This window comes from Mesorhizobium sp. M1A.F.Ca.IN.020.03.2.1, from assembly GCF_004023205.1.
In the GTDB taxonomy this organism is placed as follows: Bacteria; Pseudomonadota; Alphaproteobacteria; order Rhizobiales; family Rhizobiaceae; genus Mesorhizobium.
Genome location: NZ_RZSV01000035.1, coordinates 20554 through 34798, shown reverse-complemented (window position 1 = coordinate 34798; position 14245 = coordinate 20554). Strand labels below are relative to the sequence as shown.

At 64.3% G+C, this 14245-nt stretch carries 13 protein-coding genes and 1 pseudogene; 12 read left to right on the top strand and 2 right to left on the bottom strand.

The window, feature by feature from the left end; translation table 11 throughout:
- Nucleotides 1-281, bottom strand: a pseudogene (locus tag EOA79_RS08495) (cell division protein FtsZ); the annotation flags it as partial.
- 439 nt (nt 282-720) lie between these two features.
- Between EOA79_RS08495 and EOA79_RS08490 the strand changes: the two are divergent.
- From EOA79_RS08490 to pqqE, 8 genes are all read left to right on the top strand, one after another.
- Complete coding sequence (locus EOA79_RS08490) at nt 721-1968, top strand: ABC transporter substrate-binding protein (RefSeq protein WP_127334816.1); 1248 nt, start codon at nt 721-723, stop codon at nt 1966-1968.
- A gap of 19 nt (nt 1969-1987) precedes the next feature.
- Complete coding sequence (locus EOA79_RS08485; RefSeq protein WP_095826024.1) at nt 1988-2959, top strand: YVTN family beta-propeller repeat protein; 972 nt, start codon at nt 1988-1990, stop codon at nt 2957-2959.
- A 78-nt stretch (nt 2960-3037) separates the two neighbouring features.
- Nucleotides 3038-3826: an ATP-binding cassette domain-containing protein gene (locus EOA79_RS08480; protein ID WP_095826025.1), complete on the top strand. Its 789-nt coding sequence runs from the start codon at nt 3038-3040 to the stop codon at nt 3824-3826.
- Nucleotides 3827-3837: 11 nt separating this feature from the next.
- Nucleotides 3838-4698: an ABC transporter permease gene (locus EOA79_RS08475; RefSeq protein ID WP_164748155.1), complete on the top strand. Its 861-nt coding sequence runs from the start codon at nt 3838-3840 to the stop codon at nt 4696-4698.
- A gap of 586 nt (nt 4699-5284) precedes the next feature.
- Nucleotides 5285-6223 (top strand): pyrroloquinoline quinone biosynthesis protein PqqB, encoded by a 939-nt coding sequence (pqqB, locus tag EOA79_RS08465; RefSeq protein ID WP_095826076.1) that lies wholly within the window; start codon nt 5285-5287, stop codon nt 6221-6223.
- On the top strand, nt 6220-6978 hold the full coding sequence (gene pqqC / locus EOA79_RS08460) for a pyrroloquinoline-quinone synthase PqqC (protein ID WP_095826027.1): 759 nt from the start codon (nt 6220-6222) through the stop codon (nt 6976-6978). Before pqqB ends, pqqC begins: the two co-directional genes overlap by 4 nt.
- The gene (pqqD, locus tag EOA79_RS08455) at nt 6975-7271 is read left to right on the top strand and encodes a pyrroloquinoline quinone biosynthesis peptide chaperone PqqD (protein WP_095826028.1); all 297 of its coding nucleotides are present in this window, start codon (nt 6975-6977) and stop codon (nt 7269-7271) included. Before pqqC ends, pqqD begins: the two co-directional genes overlap by 4 nt.
- On the top strand, nt 7268-8389 hold the full coding sequence (gene pqqE / locus EOA79_RS08450) for a pyrroloquinoline quinone biosynthesis protein PqqE (protein WP_095826029.1): 1122 nt from the start codon (nt 7268-7270) through the stop codon (nt 8387-8389). Before pqqD ends, pqqE begins: the two co-directional genes overlap by 4 nt.
- Before the next feature lie 102 nt (nt 8390-8491).
- On the opposite strand, the gene EOA79_RS08445 is transcribed toward pqqE, so the two are convergent.
- Nucleotides 8492-9169, bottom strand: coding sequence for a GntR family transcriptional regulator (locus EOA79_RS08445; protein ID WP_095777416.1), 678 nt, complete (start codon nt 9167-9169; stop codon nt 8492-8494).
- A 135-nt stretch (nt 9170-9304) separates the two neighbouring features.
- Between EOA79_RS08445 and EOA79_RS08440 the strand changes: the two genes are divergently transcribed.
- Genes EOA79_RS08440 through EOA79_RS08425 form a run of 4 tightly spaced genes read left to right on the top strand, consistent with a single transcriptional unit; the run spans nt 9305 to nt 14207 of the window.
- Complete coding sequence (locus EOA79_RS08440) at nt 9305-9892, top strand: amino acid synthesis family protein (protein WP_067328500.1); 588 nt, start codon at nt 9305-9307, stop codon at nt 9890-9892.
- Nucleotides 9885-11678 carry an alpha/beta fold hydrolase gene (locus tag EOA79_RS34075; protein WP_095826030.1) on the top strand — a complete coding sequence of 598 codons (1794 nt, stop codon included), beginning with the start codon at nt 9885-9887 and terminating at the stop codon, nt 11676-11678. Before EOA79_RS08440 ends, EOA79_RS34075 begins: the two co-directional genes overlap by 8 nt.
- Complete coding sequence (locus EOA79_RS08430) at nt 11675-12712, top strand: LLM class flavin-dependent oxidoreductase (protein WP_095826031.1); 1038 nt, start codon at nt 11675-11677, stop codon at nt 12710-12712. Before EOA79_RS34075 ends, EOA79_RS08430 begins: the two co-directional genes overlap by 4 nt.
- A gap of 22 nt (nt 12713-12734) precedes the next feature.
- Entirely contained in the window at nt 12735-14207 is a 1473-nt protein-coding gene (locus EOA79_RS08425) for an aldehyde dehydrogenase (protein ID WP_128292964.1), read from the top strand.
- The last annotated feature ends 38 nt before the right edge of the window (nt 14208-14245 follow it).

Here is a 14245-nt window from a genome sequence, read left to right as displayed (position 1 = left end):
GCCAGATGATCCATGATCTCGTCGATGGATTCCTCAGCGGCCGCGCTGCCGACGTGGGGGAGAGATCCGGCGCCCAAGCCCTCGGTCACATGCGCGCCCAACTGGATCAGCCGCGGCGACTTTGACATGGTGAGCGCCTGGGCGTCGGTATTGGCGACGACGAACTCGACCCCCTGCAGGCCTTCAGCGATCATGTTGTTGACGGCGTTTCCGCCAGCGCCACCGACCCCGACAACGGTGATCTTAGGTCTCATCTCCAGGATTTCCGGCTTGGCGGTCATTGTGATCTCTCTACGGGACGCAGTGGCTGCGCCAGAGCAACTAGCAAACGAATCAGATGGTCCCGCCAAGATCAGGGAATCAGAGGATAGGCCTCGCCGCAAGGTCAAGCTGAGGGCGTCAAATCGCAAGTTTGCTTCAGGAGCGCCATGGTTCCCGAGCGCAACCCTGCGTGAACCGGTGCCGGTGCGGGGGGCGACGAAAGACAAATGGTTCAGTCGAAGCAGCCCGCGTCCTCTTCCCTGAGATACGTCCGGGCCGCTTCGGACCTTCGCGCGGCCAGCTGCCCTGAGGACCGCGATCCGTCGCAAGCAGAGCCGGAGACGTCCTGCTCACGAGGTTGATAAATCCCGCCGGCTCTCTAAGTTCGCCTTGGGGCACCTTGACTTCGCGCTGGTCCGGCAAACGATCGGACTTAGGCGCAAGAACGGTAATTCGTCGATGACAAGCGCGGTGTCGGGCACCTTGGCGGCCCTTTTGTGCTTTCTGGCCCTGACCGCTGCTGCTCCACGTGCGTTCGCCCAGCAACCGACCGTGCAGCCGGCCGGAGCGATCAAGCCGGACGAGAAGATAACCGAAATCAAGATAGGCTATTTACGGGCCTACGCGCCGCGCCTGACGCTTTCCCTGCTGGACGCCCCGCCGCGTGACGAAGGTGTCGCCGGCGCCAACGTCGCCATTGGCGACAACAACACCACGGGCAAGTTCATCAAGCAGAAATTCAGCCTCGATGTCACCGAGATAAAACCGGAAGCCGACGCGGTTCAGGCATTCAACGCGTTGATTGCCAAAGGCGAACGCTATGTCCTCGCGGACCTCTCGGCCAAGCAGCTGCTGTCGATCGCCGACATCGCCCGCGACAAGGGCGTGCTGATCTTCAACGTGGGCGCCACCGACGACAGACTGCGCGAGGAGGACTGCCGAATAAACGTCTTCCACATCGCGCCGACGCGAAGCATGCTCGCCGACGCTCTGGCGCAGTATCTGATGGTGAAGAAATGGCCGAACTGGGTGCTGCTCTACGGCTCGCATGATGAGGACCGCCTCTATGCCGACGCGTTGCGCCGCGCGGCAGCCCGCTTCGGCGGACAGATCGTCGCGGAGAAAGAATTCAAGGATACCGGGACGGCGCGCCGCACTGACACCGGGGCGACGCAGATACAGCAACAGATTTCGGTATTCACGCAAGACCTGCCGGAGCATGACGTGCTGCTTGTGGCCGATGAAAGCGAGGTGTTCGGGACCTACGTGCCCTACCGCAGCTGGATGCCGCGGCTCGTCGCAGGCACGGCCGGTCTTGTGGCGTCGTCATGGCATCCCGCGAGTGAACAGTGGGGCGGCATTCAAATGCAAAATCGCTTCTTGAAGACGGCAGGCCGGCGAATGCTGTCCAAGGACATGTCGGCCTGGACGGCCGTGCGGGCCGTCGGCGAAGCCACCACGCGCACCAATGGTGACGATCCGAAAAAGATCAGCGATTACATCCGCTCGGACGACTTCTCGGTCGCCGCCTTCAAGGGACAGAAGCTGACCTTCCGCAAATGGAACCTCCAGCTTCGCCAGCCGATCCTGCTTGGCGATGCCAAATCGGTCGTCTCGACATCTCCCCAGGAGGGCTATCTCCACCAAGTCTCCGAACTCGACGCCCTCGGCATCGATCAGCCGGAAACGAAATGCGTTCTCAGGTAGCGCCGATCGGGAGGAATTCGTGCAGAGCCGAGCTTGCGTACTCGCCATTCTCGCAACCGGCGTCATGGCCGGCCCGGCATCGGCCTACACGGCCTACGTCTCAAACGAGAAGGACAATACGATCACCGTCGTCGACACGGCGACGATGCAGGTGGTCAAGACCGTCGACGTCGGCCAGAGGCCGCGCGGCATCACAATCTCGCACGACGGCAAGTTCATCTATTTGTGCGCCAGCGACGACAATACGATCCAAATCATCGATACCACGACGCTGCAGGTCGTCGGCACGCTGCCCTCCGGCGACGATCCCGAATTGTTCGTCCTTTCGCCCGACGGCAAGACGCTCTACGTCGCCAACGAAAACGACAATCTGGTCACCGCGATCGACCTCGACAGCAAGCAAGTCACGTCCGAGATCCCGGTCGGCGTGGAACCCGAAGGCATGGCCGTCAGCCCCGACGGCAAGACCCTGGTCAACACCTCGGAGACCACCAGCATGGCGCATTTCATCGACACCGAGAGCCATGAGGTAACCGACAACGTGCTGGTCGACACGCGCCCGCGCTTCGCCGCGTTCAAGCCCGACGGCTCGCAGGCCTGGGTCAGTGCCGAGATCGGCGGCACCGTCAGCGTCATCGACAACGCCAAGCGCCAGGTCGTGAAGAGGATCAAGTTCGCGATTCCCGGACTGCGAGCCGAAACCATCCAGCCGGTCGGCATCGCCATCAGCGCTAACGGGAAGAAGGCCTATATCGCGCTCGGCCCGGCGAACCATGTCGCAGTGATCAACACCGAAACCTACGAGGTGGAAAAATACATCCTCGTCGGACAGCGCGTCTGGCATCTGGACTTCACCCCCGATCAGAAGACACTGATCACAACGAACGGCAATTCCAACGACATCACTTTCATCGATACGGCGACCGAGGAGCCGGTTCAGTCGGTCGCTGTGGGTCAGCAGCCGTGGGGCGTGGTCATATCGCCCAAGTAGAAAAGCAGGCTAAAGATTAAGGCCATGAAGCCGGGCCAAAGACGTCGAGCGCGCTAGATAGCATCTGAAGGAGCATCCATGCAGCATGCGAGGACGGCGAAAACGGGGACCGGAGCGGCGGCACTCGATGTCGCCGGCGTCAGCCATTCCTATGGCCCGAAGCGGGCGCTCAACGACGTCTCGTTCTCGATCGCGCCGGCGACTTTCACCGCCCTTCTCGGTCTCAACGGCGCCGGCAAGACGACCCTGTTCTCGCTGATCAGCCACCTCTACGACACGCGCCAGGGATCGATCCGCATCTTCGGCCATGACGTCCGCCGTGCGTCCGGCGAGGCGCTCAGGCGGGTCGGCATCGTGTTCCAGGCACGCACGCTCGACCTCGACCTGAGCGTATACCAGAACCTCTCCTATCACGCCTCGCTGCACGGCATCGGACGGCACGAAGCCCGACAGCGCATTGCAGCGCTGATCGAGACAGTCGACATGCAAGGCCGTCAGCATGACAAGGCTCGCGGCCTTTCCGGCGGCCAGATGCGGCGCATCGAGATCGCCCGGGCGCTGCTCCATCGCCCGTCCCTGCTGCTGCTCGACGAGGCGACGGTGGGTCTCGACATCCAGTCGCGCGCGGGCATTCTTGCCACGATCCGCAAGCTGGTCGAAACCGAGGGCATCGGCGTGCTTTGGGCCACCCACCTGATCGACGAGGTTGAAGATGGCGACCATGTCGTCGTGCTGCGGCAAGGTGACCTGGTCGCCAAGGGCAAAGTGGCCGAAGTGGTCAAAGCGAGTGGTGCCGCGTCGATCCGCGACGCCTTTTCCAAACTCAGCCGCGGCGAAGCAGCCGGCCAGGCGGAGATCTCGCCATGAGCACTCCCGCAATGCCGGAAAAGGTCGCCGCCGTCACCCCGGTGAAGTCCGACGCGTTCGGCTTTCGTCACTACCTCATCTGCCTCAAAGGCGTCGTCGTGCGGGAAGGGCTGCGCTTCCTGCACCAGCGCGAGCGCTTCATCTCGTCGCTGGTGCGACCGCTCGTCTGGCTGTTCATTTTTGCCGCCGGGTTCCGGCAGGTGCTCGGTGTCTCGATCATCCCGCCCTACAAGACCTACGTGCTCTACGAGGTCTACATCACGCCGGGCTTGTGCGGCATGATCCTGCTGTTCTCGGGCATGCAGTCTTCGCTGTCGATGGTCTACGACCGTGAGATGGGCAATATGCGCATCCTGCTGGTCAGCCCATTTCCCCGCTGGTATCTGCTGGTGTCGAAGATGCTCGCCGGCGTCTCCGTGTCGATCGCGCAGGTTTATGCCTTTCTGATCGTTGCCTGGTTCTGGGGCGTCAAGGCGCCGCCGCTCGGTTACCTATTCGTGCTGCCGGCCCTGTTCCTGTCGGGGATGATGCTTTGCGCGCTCGGCATGCTCCTGTCCTCGATGATCAGGCAGCTCGAGAATTTTGCCGGGATCATGAACTTCGTGATCTTTCCCGGCTATTTCGCGTCGCCGGCGCTCTATCCTTTGTGGCGCATCCAGGAAGCGAGCCCGCTGCTTTACAAGCTCTGCCTCGCCAACCCCTTTACCTATGCCGTCGAGTTGATCCGCTTCGCCTTCTACGGGCAGATCGATTGGGTGTCGCTGGGCGTCGTCGCCGGCTGCACGCTGCTGTTTCTCGGGGGGGCCATCATCGCTTATGACCCTTCGCGCGGACTGATAACCCGCAAACAAGGCGCGGGAGGAAACGGTTGATGGAACGGATGCGCCTGGTTCGCAGCCTGGTTGCGGCTGTCATGCTCATGCCCCACGCCGGCGCCACGGCCGCGAACACCGATCCGGACTGGGCCCTGCATGCAGCGCAAGGTGCCGCAACTGGTCGCCGGGGTGAGCTTGATCGAACGGGAGAGACACGAAGCTAAGGAACTCATCCCTGAGCTAGGCAGTTGTGTTTTGATCCTGGGTTTTGGCTGTTTGAGAACCCAGCGTTTCATTTGTCCGTTTGTGAGGTGATGGATGAGCCATTGCATTGCCCGCAATGGCGCCAATGAGGGCCGGTCCCTTCGGGCTGGCTAAAGAGGAGAATGCAATGAAGAAGAAGAGCTGGAAGAAACCGACGATGTGCCAGGTTGCCGCGGGCTTCGAGATTTCGCGGTATCTGCCTGCTGAAACGCCTCCCAGGAAGTAGGCCGCAGAGCTGCGTGTCCCTGGCTGTGGGGGCATGCATCCCCTTGCCGCTTGAGGTCGTCGAGACGGGGGCTGCCGCGGGAAGCGCGGGCGCGAAGCCGTTTGCCACCGAGAATTTGGCGCCGGTCAAATGGGCCGCAGAGCAGGCATCGCCATGCGCGTGAAGATCATAGGATCGGCGGCGGGAGGCGGCTTTCCGCAATGGAACTGCAACTATCGCCTGAGCCGCTCGGCTCGGAGCGGCATGGCTGGCGTGCATTCGCGGACCCAGTCGTCCATTGCCGTATCGGCTGACGGGACAGGCTGGGTTCTGTTCAACGCGTCGCCCGACATTGGCCGGCAGATTGCGCAAACGCCCGAACTGCAGCCCGCGGCCGATGCGCCGCTGCGCTCGACGCCCATCCGCGCGGTCGTGCTGACGAATGGCGACGTCGACCATGTCGCCGGCCTGCTCAGCCTGCGGGAGCGGCAGCCCTTCGCAATCTATGCAACGGCACAGGTGCTGGCGACGCTGGCGGCGAATTCGATCTTCAACGTTCTCGATCCGGCGATCGTGCCGCGCCGCCTTCTGGCGCCAACGGAGCAAGTGGCGATCTGCAACGCGGACGGCCAGCAGACCGGCGTGGTCGTCGACGCCTTTCCCGTGCCCGGCAAGATCGCGCTCTATCTCGAGCAAAGAGGCGATCCAAGCGCCGATTTCAGCTCCGACACGGGCGCCACGATCGGCGTGCGTATCAGCGGGGCTGGAAGTCGCGCTGCTTTCTTTTACATTCCCGGCTGCGCGGGCATCGATGCCGCCCTGCGCACGCGTCTGGCGGACGCCGCCTGCCTTCTGTTCGACGGCACTGTCTATACAGACGACGAGATGATCATCGCCGGCGTCGGCCAGAAGACCGGTGCGCGCATGGGGCACATCGCAATGTCTGGAGAAGCGGGTTCGATCGCCGCCTTGGCCGATGTGAGGACCGGCCGCCGCGTCTTCATCCACATCAACAATACCAATCCTGTTCTCGACGAGAGTTCCGCCGAACACGCGGCGGTCAGAGCGGCTGGCTGGGAAATCGGGAGCGACGGAATGGAGATCGAACTTTGAGCGACTTCCACGACGCGGCGCGACATGGTCTGTCCAAGAGCGAGCTCGAGGCCGTGCTGCGGCAGGTCGGCGCCGAGCGTTATCACAACCGCCATCCCTTTCATCACAGGATGACCAGTGGCGTGCTGACGAAGGCCGAAATGCAGGCCTGGGCATTGAACCGCTACTGCTACCAGGCCGTCATTCCGCGCAAGGACGCCATGATCCTGGCGCATGCCGAGGATCCGGCGTTTCGCGCCGCCTGGCGCAAACGCATCGAGGATCACGACGGCGAGGACGGCTGGAGCGGCGGCATCGCGCGCTGGCTGCATCTGGCGACCTCGCTCGGGCTCGATGCCGAAGCCGTCAAGAGCGAAAGGCTGGCGCTGCCGGCGACCCGCTTCGCCGTCGGCGCCTACCTTTCCTTCTGCACGAACCGCACGCTGCTCGAGGCGGTGGCATCGTCGCTGACCGAGATGTTCTCGCCGATCATCATCGGCGAGCGAGTGCCGGCGATGCTGGCCAAATACGACTACATCACCGACGACACGCTGGCCTATTTCAGCCGGCGGCCGGAACAGGCATCGCGCGACGCCGACTTCGCCCTCGCCTATGTGCTGAGCCACGCCGACACGGCCGAGCGCCAGCAGCGGGCGATCGATGCGCTGGTGTTCAAATGCGATATATTGTGGGCGATGCTCGATGCACTTCAACATGCCTATGGCGCGCCGGGAAACGTCCCTCCGGGCGCCTTCCAGCCGGAGGCAACCCGATGATGGCGCTGCGCGAGAGAGCCATCGTCTCCTTGCAATCAATGCCATCGCTGCCGAGGCACGTGCGTATTCAGTACGACCCCGTGCGGCAGGCCTTCGCCGTGCTTTCGCCGGAAAAGGTATTCTGGCCGAACGATATCAGTCTCGACATATTGCGCCGCTGCGACGGGCGGTCCGCGGTCGGCTACATCATCGCTGGTCTTGCGGCCGATTACGATGCTGAACAGGAGGCCGTAGCGGCCGATGTCATCGCCTTCCTGCAGGGATGGTCGGACAAGCTGCTGGTGAAGCTATGAGCGAGCCGCTTCTGCCTCCGATCGGCATGCTGGCGGAACTGACGCATCGCTGCCGGCTGCAGTGCCCTTATTGCTCCAATCCGCTCGAATTGCTCAAGGCCAATCGTGAGCTCGACACCCAGACCTGGCTCGATCTTTTCTCGCAGGCCGCCGATCTCGGCGTTCTGCAGGTGCATCTGTCCGGCGGCGAGCCGACGCTGCGCCGCGATCTCGAGCAATTGATCGCCGGGCTTTCGGCGCGCGGTGTCTACACCAACCTCATCACCGCCGGCATCAACATTGCCGAGGGCCGGATCGCGGCCTTTGCCGAAGCCGGGCTCGACCACCTGCAGCTGAGCTTCCAGGGCGCCCGCCCGGCGACGACCGACCGTATCGGCAACCACAGCGGCAGCCACGAAAAGAAGCTGGAGACGGCACGCCGCGCCCGCGCGGCCGGGTTGCCGCTCACCATCAATGCGCCGATCCATCGCCACAACATCGAGGAAGTGCCGGAATTCATCGACCTGGCTCTTTCGCTGGACGCCGAACGGCTCGAGATCGCCAATGTGCAGTATGCCGGCTGGGCGCTGGCCAATCGCAATGCGCTGATGCCCGAACGCGCCGCGGTCGAGCGGCAAGCGGAGATCGTCGCGGCGGCGCAAGAACGGCTTGCCGGCGTCATCAACATCGATTTCGTCCCGCCGGATCATTTCGCCGTCTATCCCAAGCCGTGCATGGGCGGCTGGGCGCGCGACGCCTTCATCGTGACGCCCGACGGCACGGTGCTGCCCTGCCATGCCGCGCAGACCATTCCTTCGCTCCGCTTCGAGCGTTTCGGAGAGCGCTCGCTGGCCGAGATCTGGACCGATTCACCGGCATTCAATGCCTTTCGCGGTACCGAATGGATGCTGGAGCCGTGCCGAAGCTGCGAGCGGCGCGAGATCGATTGGGGCGGCTGCAGATGTCAAGCGATGGCGATTGCCGGCGATGCCGCCGCAACGGATCCGGTCTGCATCAAATCGCCGATCCATGCCCGGGTGGGCATGCTCGCCGACGAAACGCGGCGCGCCGCGGCAGACAATGCGGCGGGCGAACCCTTCATTTACCGTCGGATAAGAGCTGTGGCGGAGCTCGCCTGACCGTCTTCTCGTAGGTAGGTCCCCAATAGGATAAACCGGAATTCGGCATGGCGGGATTTGGGCGAAAGCGCGTCGCCTGAATCCGTTCCGGCACGACGCGCTTTAGAGAGGGTCAAGGCGCAGTTTGTCCCGGGCGATCTTCCAGGCGGATTCGACGTGGCGCCGTGCCGCGGCTTCCGCCTCCTGCGGCTTACGCGCCCGGATCGCATCCATAATCGCGTTCATCTCGGCGATCGCCGGCTCGCGACGGTTTGCCGAGGCGATCGTCATCGAACGCAGCTGGTTGATGCGCACATTCAACCCGCTGACGATCTCCCAGGCGACACGCTTGTCCGCAGCCTCGAAAAGCGCTTCGTAGAACTTCGTCGTCGCGCGCATCACTGCCGGCGGCTTGCCCGAGGCCCAGGCCTCGAAGAGCTCGCCGAGGGCGTGCTCCAGTACGGCCAGTTGGCCATTGGTGGCCGATTGCGCGCAGGCGCGCGCCGCGATGCCCTCGAGCAAAGCCCTGAGCTCATAGATCTCGTCGGTGCGGCCGATATCCGGTTTGGCCACAGCCGGTCCATGCCCGGGGATCATCTGCACAAGGCCTTCAGCCTCCAGCTGCCGCAGGACCTCGCGCACAACCGATCGGCTGACGCCGAGCTGGTCGCAAAGCGGCCGCTCGACCAGCCTTTCGCCGGGCTGGAAATGAAAATCCATTATGGCCTCGCGCATGCGCTCAAGGGCCAATGTTCTCAAGGTTTTGGCGCTGCGATCGATGCGAAGCGTGTCGTCCTGCATGTCTCTGCTCCCTTGGCCGCCACGAAAACAGATTCCATGGCCGGTTGACAAGGTATTTGGTGCTCCATACTATGGTATACCATAAGACGACAGAGAAGTTGGCGTTTTCTCGAGCGCCACCTGACAGAGGTTTCCATGCAGCCGGCCATTCGCAAGATCGTCACTTACAGCGAGAACACGCTGATCGAAGGCGGCAAGGCAGCATCCAAGCCGCTGCGCCTGATCGGCGTCGCCGCCGTGCTGACGAACCCCTGGGCGGGTCGCGGCTTCATCGAGGATCTTTCGCCCGAGATCCGCGCCTTTGCGCCGGTGCTTGGAGAAACCCTGACCCGCGAGATCGTTGCCGCCGCCGGCTCGGCCGAGGCGATCGAGGGCTACGGCAAGGCCGCGATCTGCGGCACGTCGGGCGAGATCGAGCATGCCTCGGCGCTGATCCACACACTGCATTTCGGCAATCACTATCGCCGCGCCGTCGCCGCCAAGACCTATCTCGCCTTCACCAATCTGCGTGGTGGGCCGAACACACCGATCATGATTCCGCTGATGGACAAGAATGACGAGGGCCGCCGCTCGCACTATCTGACCGTGCATTTCCAGATCGGCGACGCACCGGCGCCGGACGAGTTGGTCGTGGCGCTCGGTGCTTCGATCGGCGGCCGTCCTCACCATCGCATCGGCGACCGCTATCAGGACCTCAAGGAAGTGGGCGACCTGCATGGCTGACGCCGTCGCACCTGGATGGACCCGGGCAGCCGCGCCCGACGGAACCGGCTTTATCCGCGCCGGATCGGGCGCGCCGGTGCTGTTCATCCACGGCGTCGGCATGAACGCGACGATCTGGCAGCCGCAGATCCAGCGGATGGCTGACCGCTTCGACCTGATCGCCATCGACATGCTTGGCCACGGCCGCTCGCCGCTGCCGCCGCAGGAGCCGGAACTCGCCGACTATGCCGCGCAGGCGATCCGGCTGCTCGATCATCTCGGCCTCGACAAGGTGTCCGTCGTCGGTCACTCGATGGGGGCTTTGGTCGCGCAGGAACTCGCGCTGCTAGCGCCGGAGCGCATCCGCCGTGTCGTGTCGCTCAATGCCGTGTTCCGTCGTCCGCCTGATCTGGCCCAAGCCGTGCTCGAGCGCGCGGCGGCGCTCACCGGCCACGGCGATGCGGCGGGGGTCGCCCAGACCATCGCCCGCTGGTTCGGCGATCCGGTTCCGGCCGAGCTCACGGCGGCGGCCGGGAAGGCGGCGGCAGCGTTGAGCGAGGTCGATCCCGAAGGCTACGCCCGCACCTATCGCCTGTTCGCCCGTGCCGACGGCGACCACGCCGAGCGCCTGCAGACCCTGGCCATGCCGGCGCTGTTCATCACCGGCTCCGAGGACAAGAACTCCTCGCCGGCAATGTCGGCCGCCATGGCCAGGCTCGCGCCGCATGGCCGCTGCACCGTTCTCGCCGGCCAAAGGCACATGATGGCGGCGGCGGCACCGGATCTCACCTCACGATGCATCGCCGAGTTCCTGAACGAAGGTGAAAGCCTGGAGCAAGGAGCAGCAGCGGACGCCAGCTTCGACAGCGGCGAGTTCCGGCGTGCGCTCGGCTCCTTCCTAACAGGCGTCACCATCGTCACCACGATCGGCGCGGAAGGCGAGCCGCGCGGGTTCACCGCCAACTCGTTCACATCGGTGTCGCTTGATCCGCCGCTGGTGCTGGTCTGCATCGCCCACAAGGCGCTCGGTCATCCGGTGTTCGCGACATCGAAGAGCTTCGCCATCAACATTTTGAACGAGACCCAGAAAGCGGCCTCCGGCATCTTCGCCTCGAAGGCAGCGGATAAATTCGCGTCGGTCGACTGGCGCCCGGGGAAGACCGGCAGTCCGGTTCTCGACGGCTCGGTCGCAACCTTCGACTGCGATATGGAGCGGTTGGTCGAGGCGGGCGACCATTCGATCCTGATCGGCCGCGTCCGCGACTTCCAGCACAATACCTCGCAGCCTCTCGGCTATTGCCGCGGCGCCTACATCACGCCCGGGCTCAGTCAGGAGGCGCTGGCCGCCGCCCAGCCCGGCACCGATGTCGGCGCCATCCTCGAAAACGGCGGCCGTATCCTGTTCCTCGAAACGCCGGACGGCTTCCTCGAACTGCCGCGCGGCCGGGGGCTGGGCTCGGCAAGCGACGGCAAGAGCCTCAACGGGCTTCTGGCCGCAAAGGCCATCGAGGCCCAGCTCGGCTTCCTCTTCGCCGTATGGGACGACGCGGGCAATCCCTCGCGCACCCATGTTTACTATCGCGGTACCTTCGACGTGCCGGCTTCCAGCGATCGAGGCATCCGGCTGATCGACATCGACGCGATCGACGGCTTGAAGATCGCCGATCCGGCCATCCGCTCGATGCTCACCCGCTATGTGCGCGAATGCACTGAAGACGCATTCGGCGTCTATGTCGGCAACGAGGTCGAAGGCGAGGTAAGGCCGCTCGCCAGGACCGTCGTCCTCAATACAGGTGACCAGGGATGAAGTTCTCGCTCTTCGTGCATATGGAACGCTCGGATCTCGTCAAGCCGCATTCGGAGTTGTTGCGCGAGCTGGGTGAGCTGGTCCTACTGGCGGAAGAGGCGGGCTTCGAGACCGCCTGGATCGGCGAGCATCACGGGATGGAGTTCACCATCTCGCCCAATCCGTTCATCAACATCGCCTATCTGGCGGCCAAGACCAGCCGCATCCGCCTCGGCACCGGAACCATCATCGCGCCCTTCTGGCACCCGATCAAGCTTGCCGGCGAGGCGGCGATGACCGACGTGATTGCCGGCGGCCGGCTCGACATCGGCATCGCCCGGGGCGCCTACAGCTACGAATATCAGCGGGTCTTCCCCGGGCTCGATGCCTGGGGCGCCGGGCAGCGCATGCGCGAGATCATTCCGGCGATCCGGGGTCTCTGGGACGGCGACTACGAGCACTGCGGCGAATTCTGGCAGTTCCCGCCAACCACCTCCTCTCCCAAGCCGCTGCAAAAACCCTACCCGCCGATCTGGGTGGCGGCGCGCGATCCGAACTCGCACGACTTCGCTGTCGCCAACGGATGCAAGGTCCAAGTGACGCCACTGGCGTCCGGCGACGATGAGGTTGCAAGCCTGATGCAGCGGTTTAACGACGCCTGCGCCGCGCATCCCGAAATCCCGCGTCCGGAAATCATGCTCTTGATGCACACCTTCGTCGCCGAGGACGCCGCCGATGCCGATCGGCTGAGCCAGGATCTGTCGAACTTCTACTGCCAGTTCGGCGCCTGGTTCCAAAACAAGAAGCCGGTGCACCAGGGCATTTTGGAACCGCTGAGCGCCGAAGAGATCGCGGCCATGCCGCAATACGCGCCGGACAAGATGCGCCAGAACCTGGTGATCGGCGAGGCGCACGAGGTGGTCGCGCGGCTGAAAGCCTATGAGACGCTAGGCTTCGACCAGTACTCGATCTGGATCGACAGCGGCCTTTCGCACGAGCGCAAGAAGAAATCGCTGCAATTGTTCATCGACCGGGTGATGCCGGCCTTCATCTGATCGCGAACGAACGGGCAAGGCCATGACCGACGCCGCATTCAGGAACTTCATCGACGGCCGCTTCGACGAGCCGTCGGCCAGCTTCGACAGCATCGATCCGTCGACCGGCGCGCCATGGGCGAAGATGCCGGCGGCGAGCGAAGCCGATGTCGACCGCGCCGTCCAGGCCGCGCATCGTGCGCTGCGCACCGGGCCTTGGGCATCGATGACAGCAACCGCGCGGGGCAAACTGCTGGTCAGGCTCGGCGACCTCGTCGCCGCCAATGCGGGCCGCCTGGCCGAGTTGGAGACGCGCGACACCGGCAAGATCATCCGCGAGACGCGCGCCCAGATCGCCTATGTCGGCGACTATTACCGCTACTATGGCGGGCTCGCCGACAAGCATGAAGGCGCGCATGTGCCGATCGACAAGGCCGATCTCGACGTCACCATCCGCCGCGAGCCGATCGGCGTGGTCGCCGCGGTGGTGCCGTGGAACTCGCAGCTCTTCCTCTCGGCGGTCAAGCTCGGCCCGGCGCTTGCCGCGGGCTGCACGGTGGTGCTCAAGGCCTCAGAAGACGGCCCGGCACCGCTGCTCGCCTTCGCCGAGTTGGTCAGCGAAGCCGGCTTTCCGGCCGGCGCCGTCAACATCCTCACGGGCTTCGGCCAGGAGTGCGGGCAGCGCCTGACCAGTCATCCGCTGGTCTCGCGCGTCGCTTTCACCGGCGGCCCGGCCACGGCGCGCGCCATCGTCAGGAACACGGCGGAAAACCTCGCGCACACGACGCTCGAGCTCGGCGGCAAGAGCCCGGTCGTCGTCTTCGCCGACGCCGACCTCGACAGCGCCGCCAATGCGGTCGTCGCCGGCATCTTTGCGGCGACCGGACAGAGCTGCGTCGCCGGTTCGCGCCTGCTGATCGAGCGTACCGTAAGACAAGAATTCCTCGGTCCGTTGAAGCGCAAGGCCGAAGCGATCCGCATCGGCGATCCTCAGGATCCGGCCACCGAGATGGGGCCGCTCGCGACCCTGCGCCAGCGCGACCGGATCGAGACCATCGTGGCCGAAAGCCTCGCCGCCGGGGGCACGCTGGTCACCGGCGGCAGGCGCCCCGACGCCGGCGCCGGCTTCTACTATGCGCCGACGATCATCGATGCCGGTGATAGCAACCTGCCCTGCGTACGCGAGGAATTGTTCGGGCCGGTGTTGAGCGTGCTCGCCTTCGACACCGAGGCCGAGGCATTGGCTCTAGCCAACGACACGCCCTTCGGTCTCGCCTCCGGCGTCTTCACCTCGAATCTCGGCAAGGCGCACCGCATGGCGCGCGACATCCGTGCCGGCGTCGTCTGGGTCAACACCTATCGCGCCGTGTCGCCGCTCGTTCCCTTCGGCGGCTACGGGTTGTCGGGTCTTGGCCGCGAAGGCGGGCTCGACGCCATCCGCGACTACACGCGCTCGAAATCGGTCTGGATCAAGACCTCGGACGAGCCGATTCCCGATCCCTTCGTCATGCGCTGAGAACGCATGCCGAGGGTGCAGCGACAAGAACAAGAAAC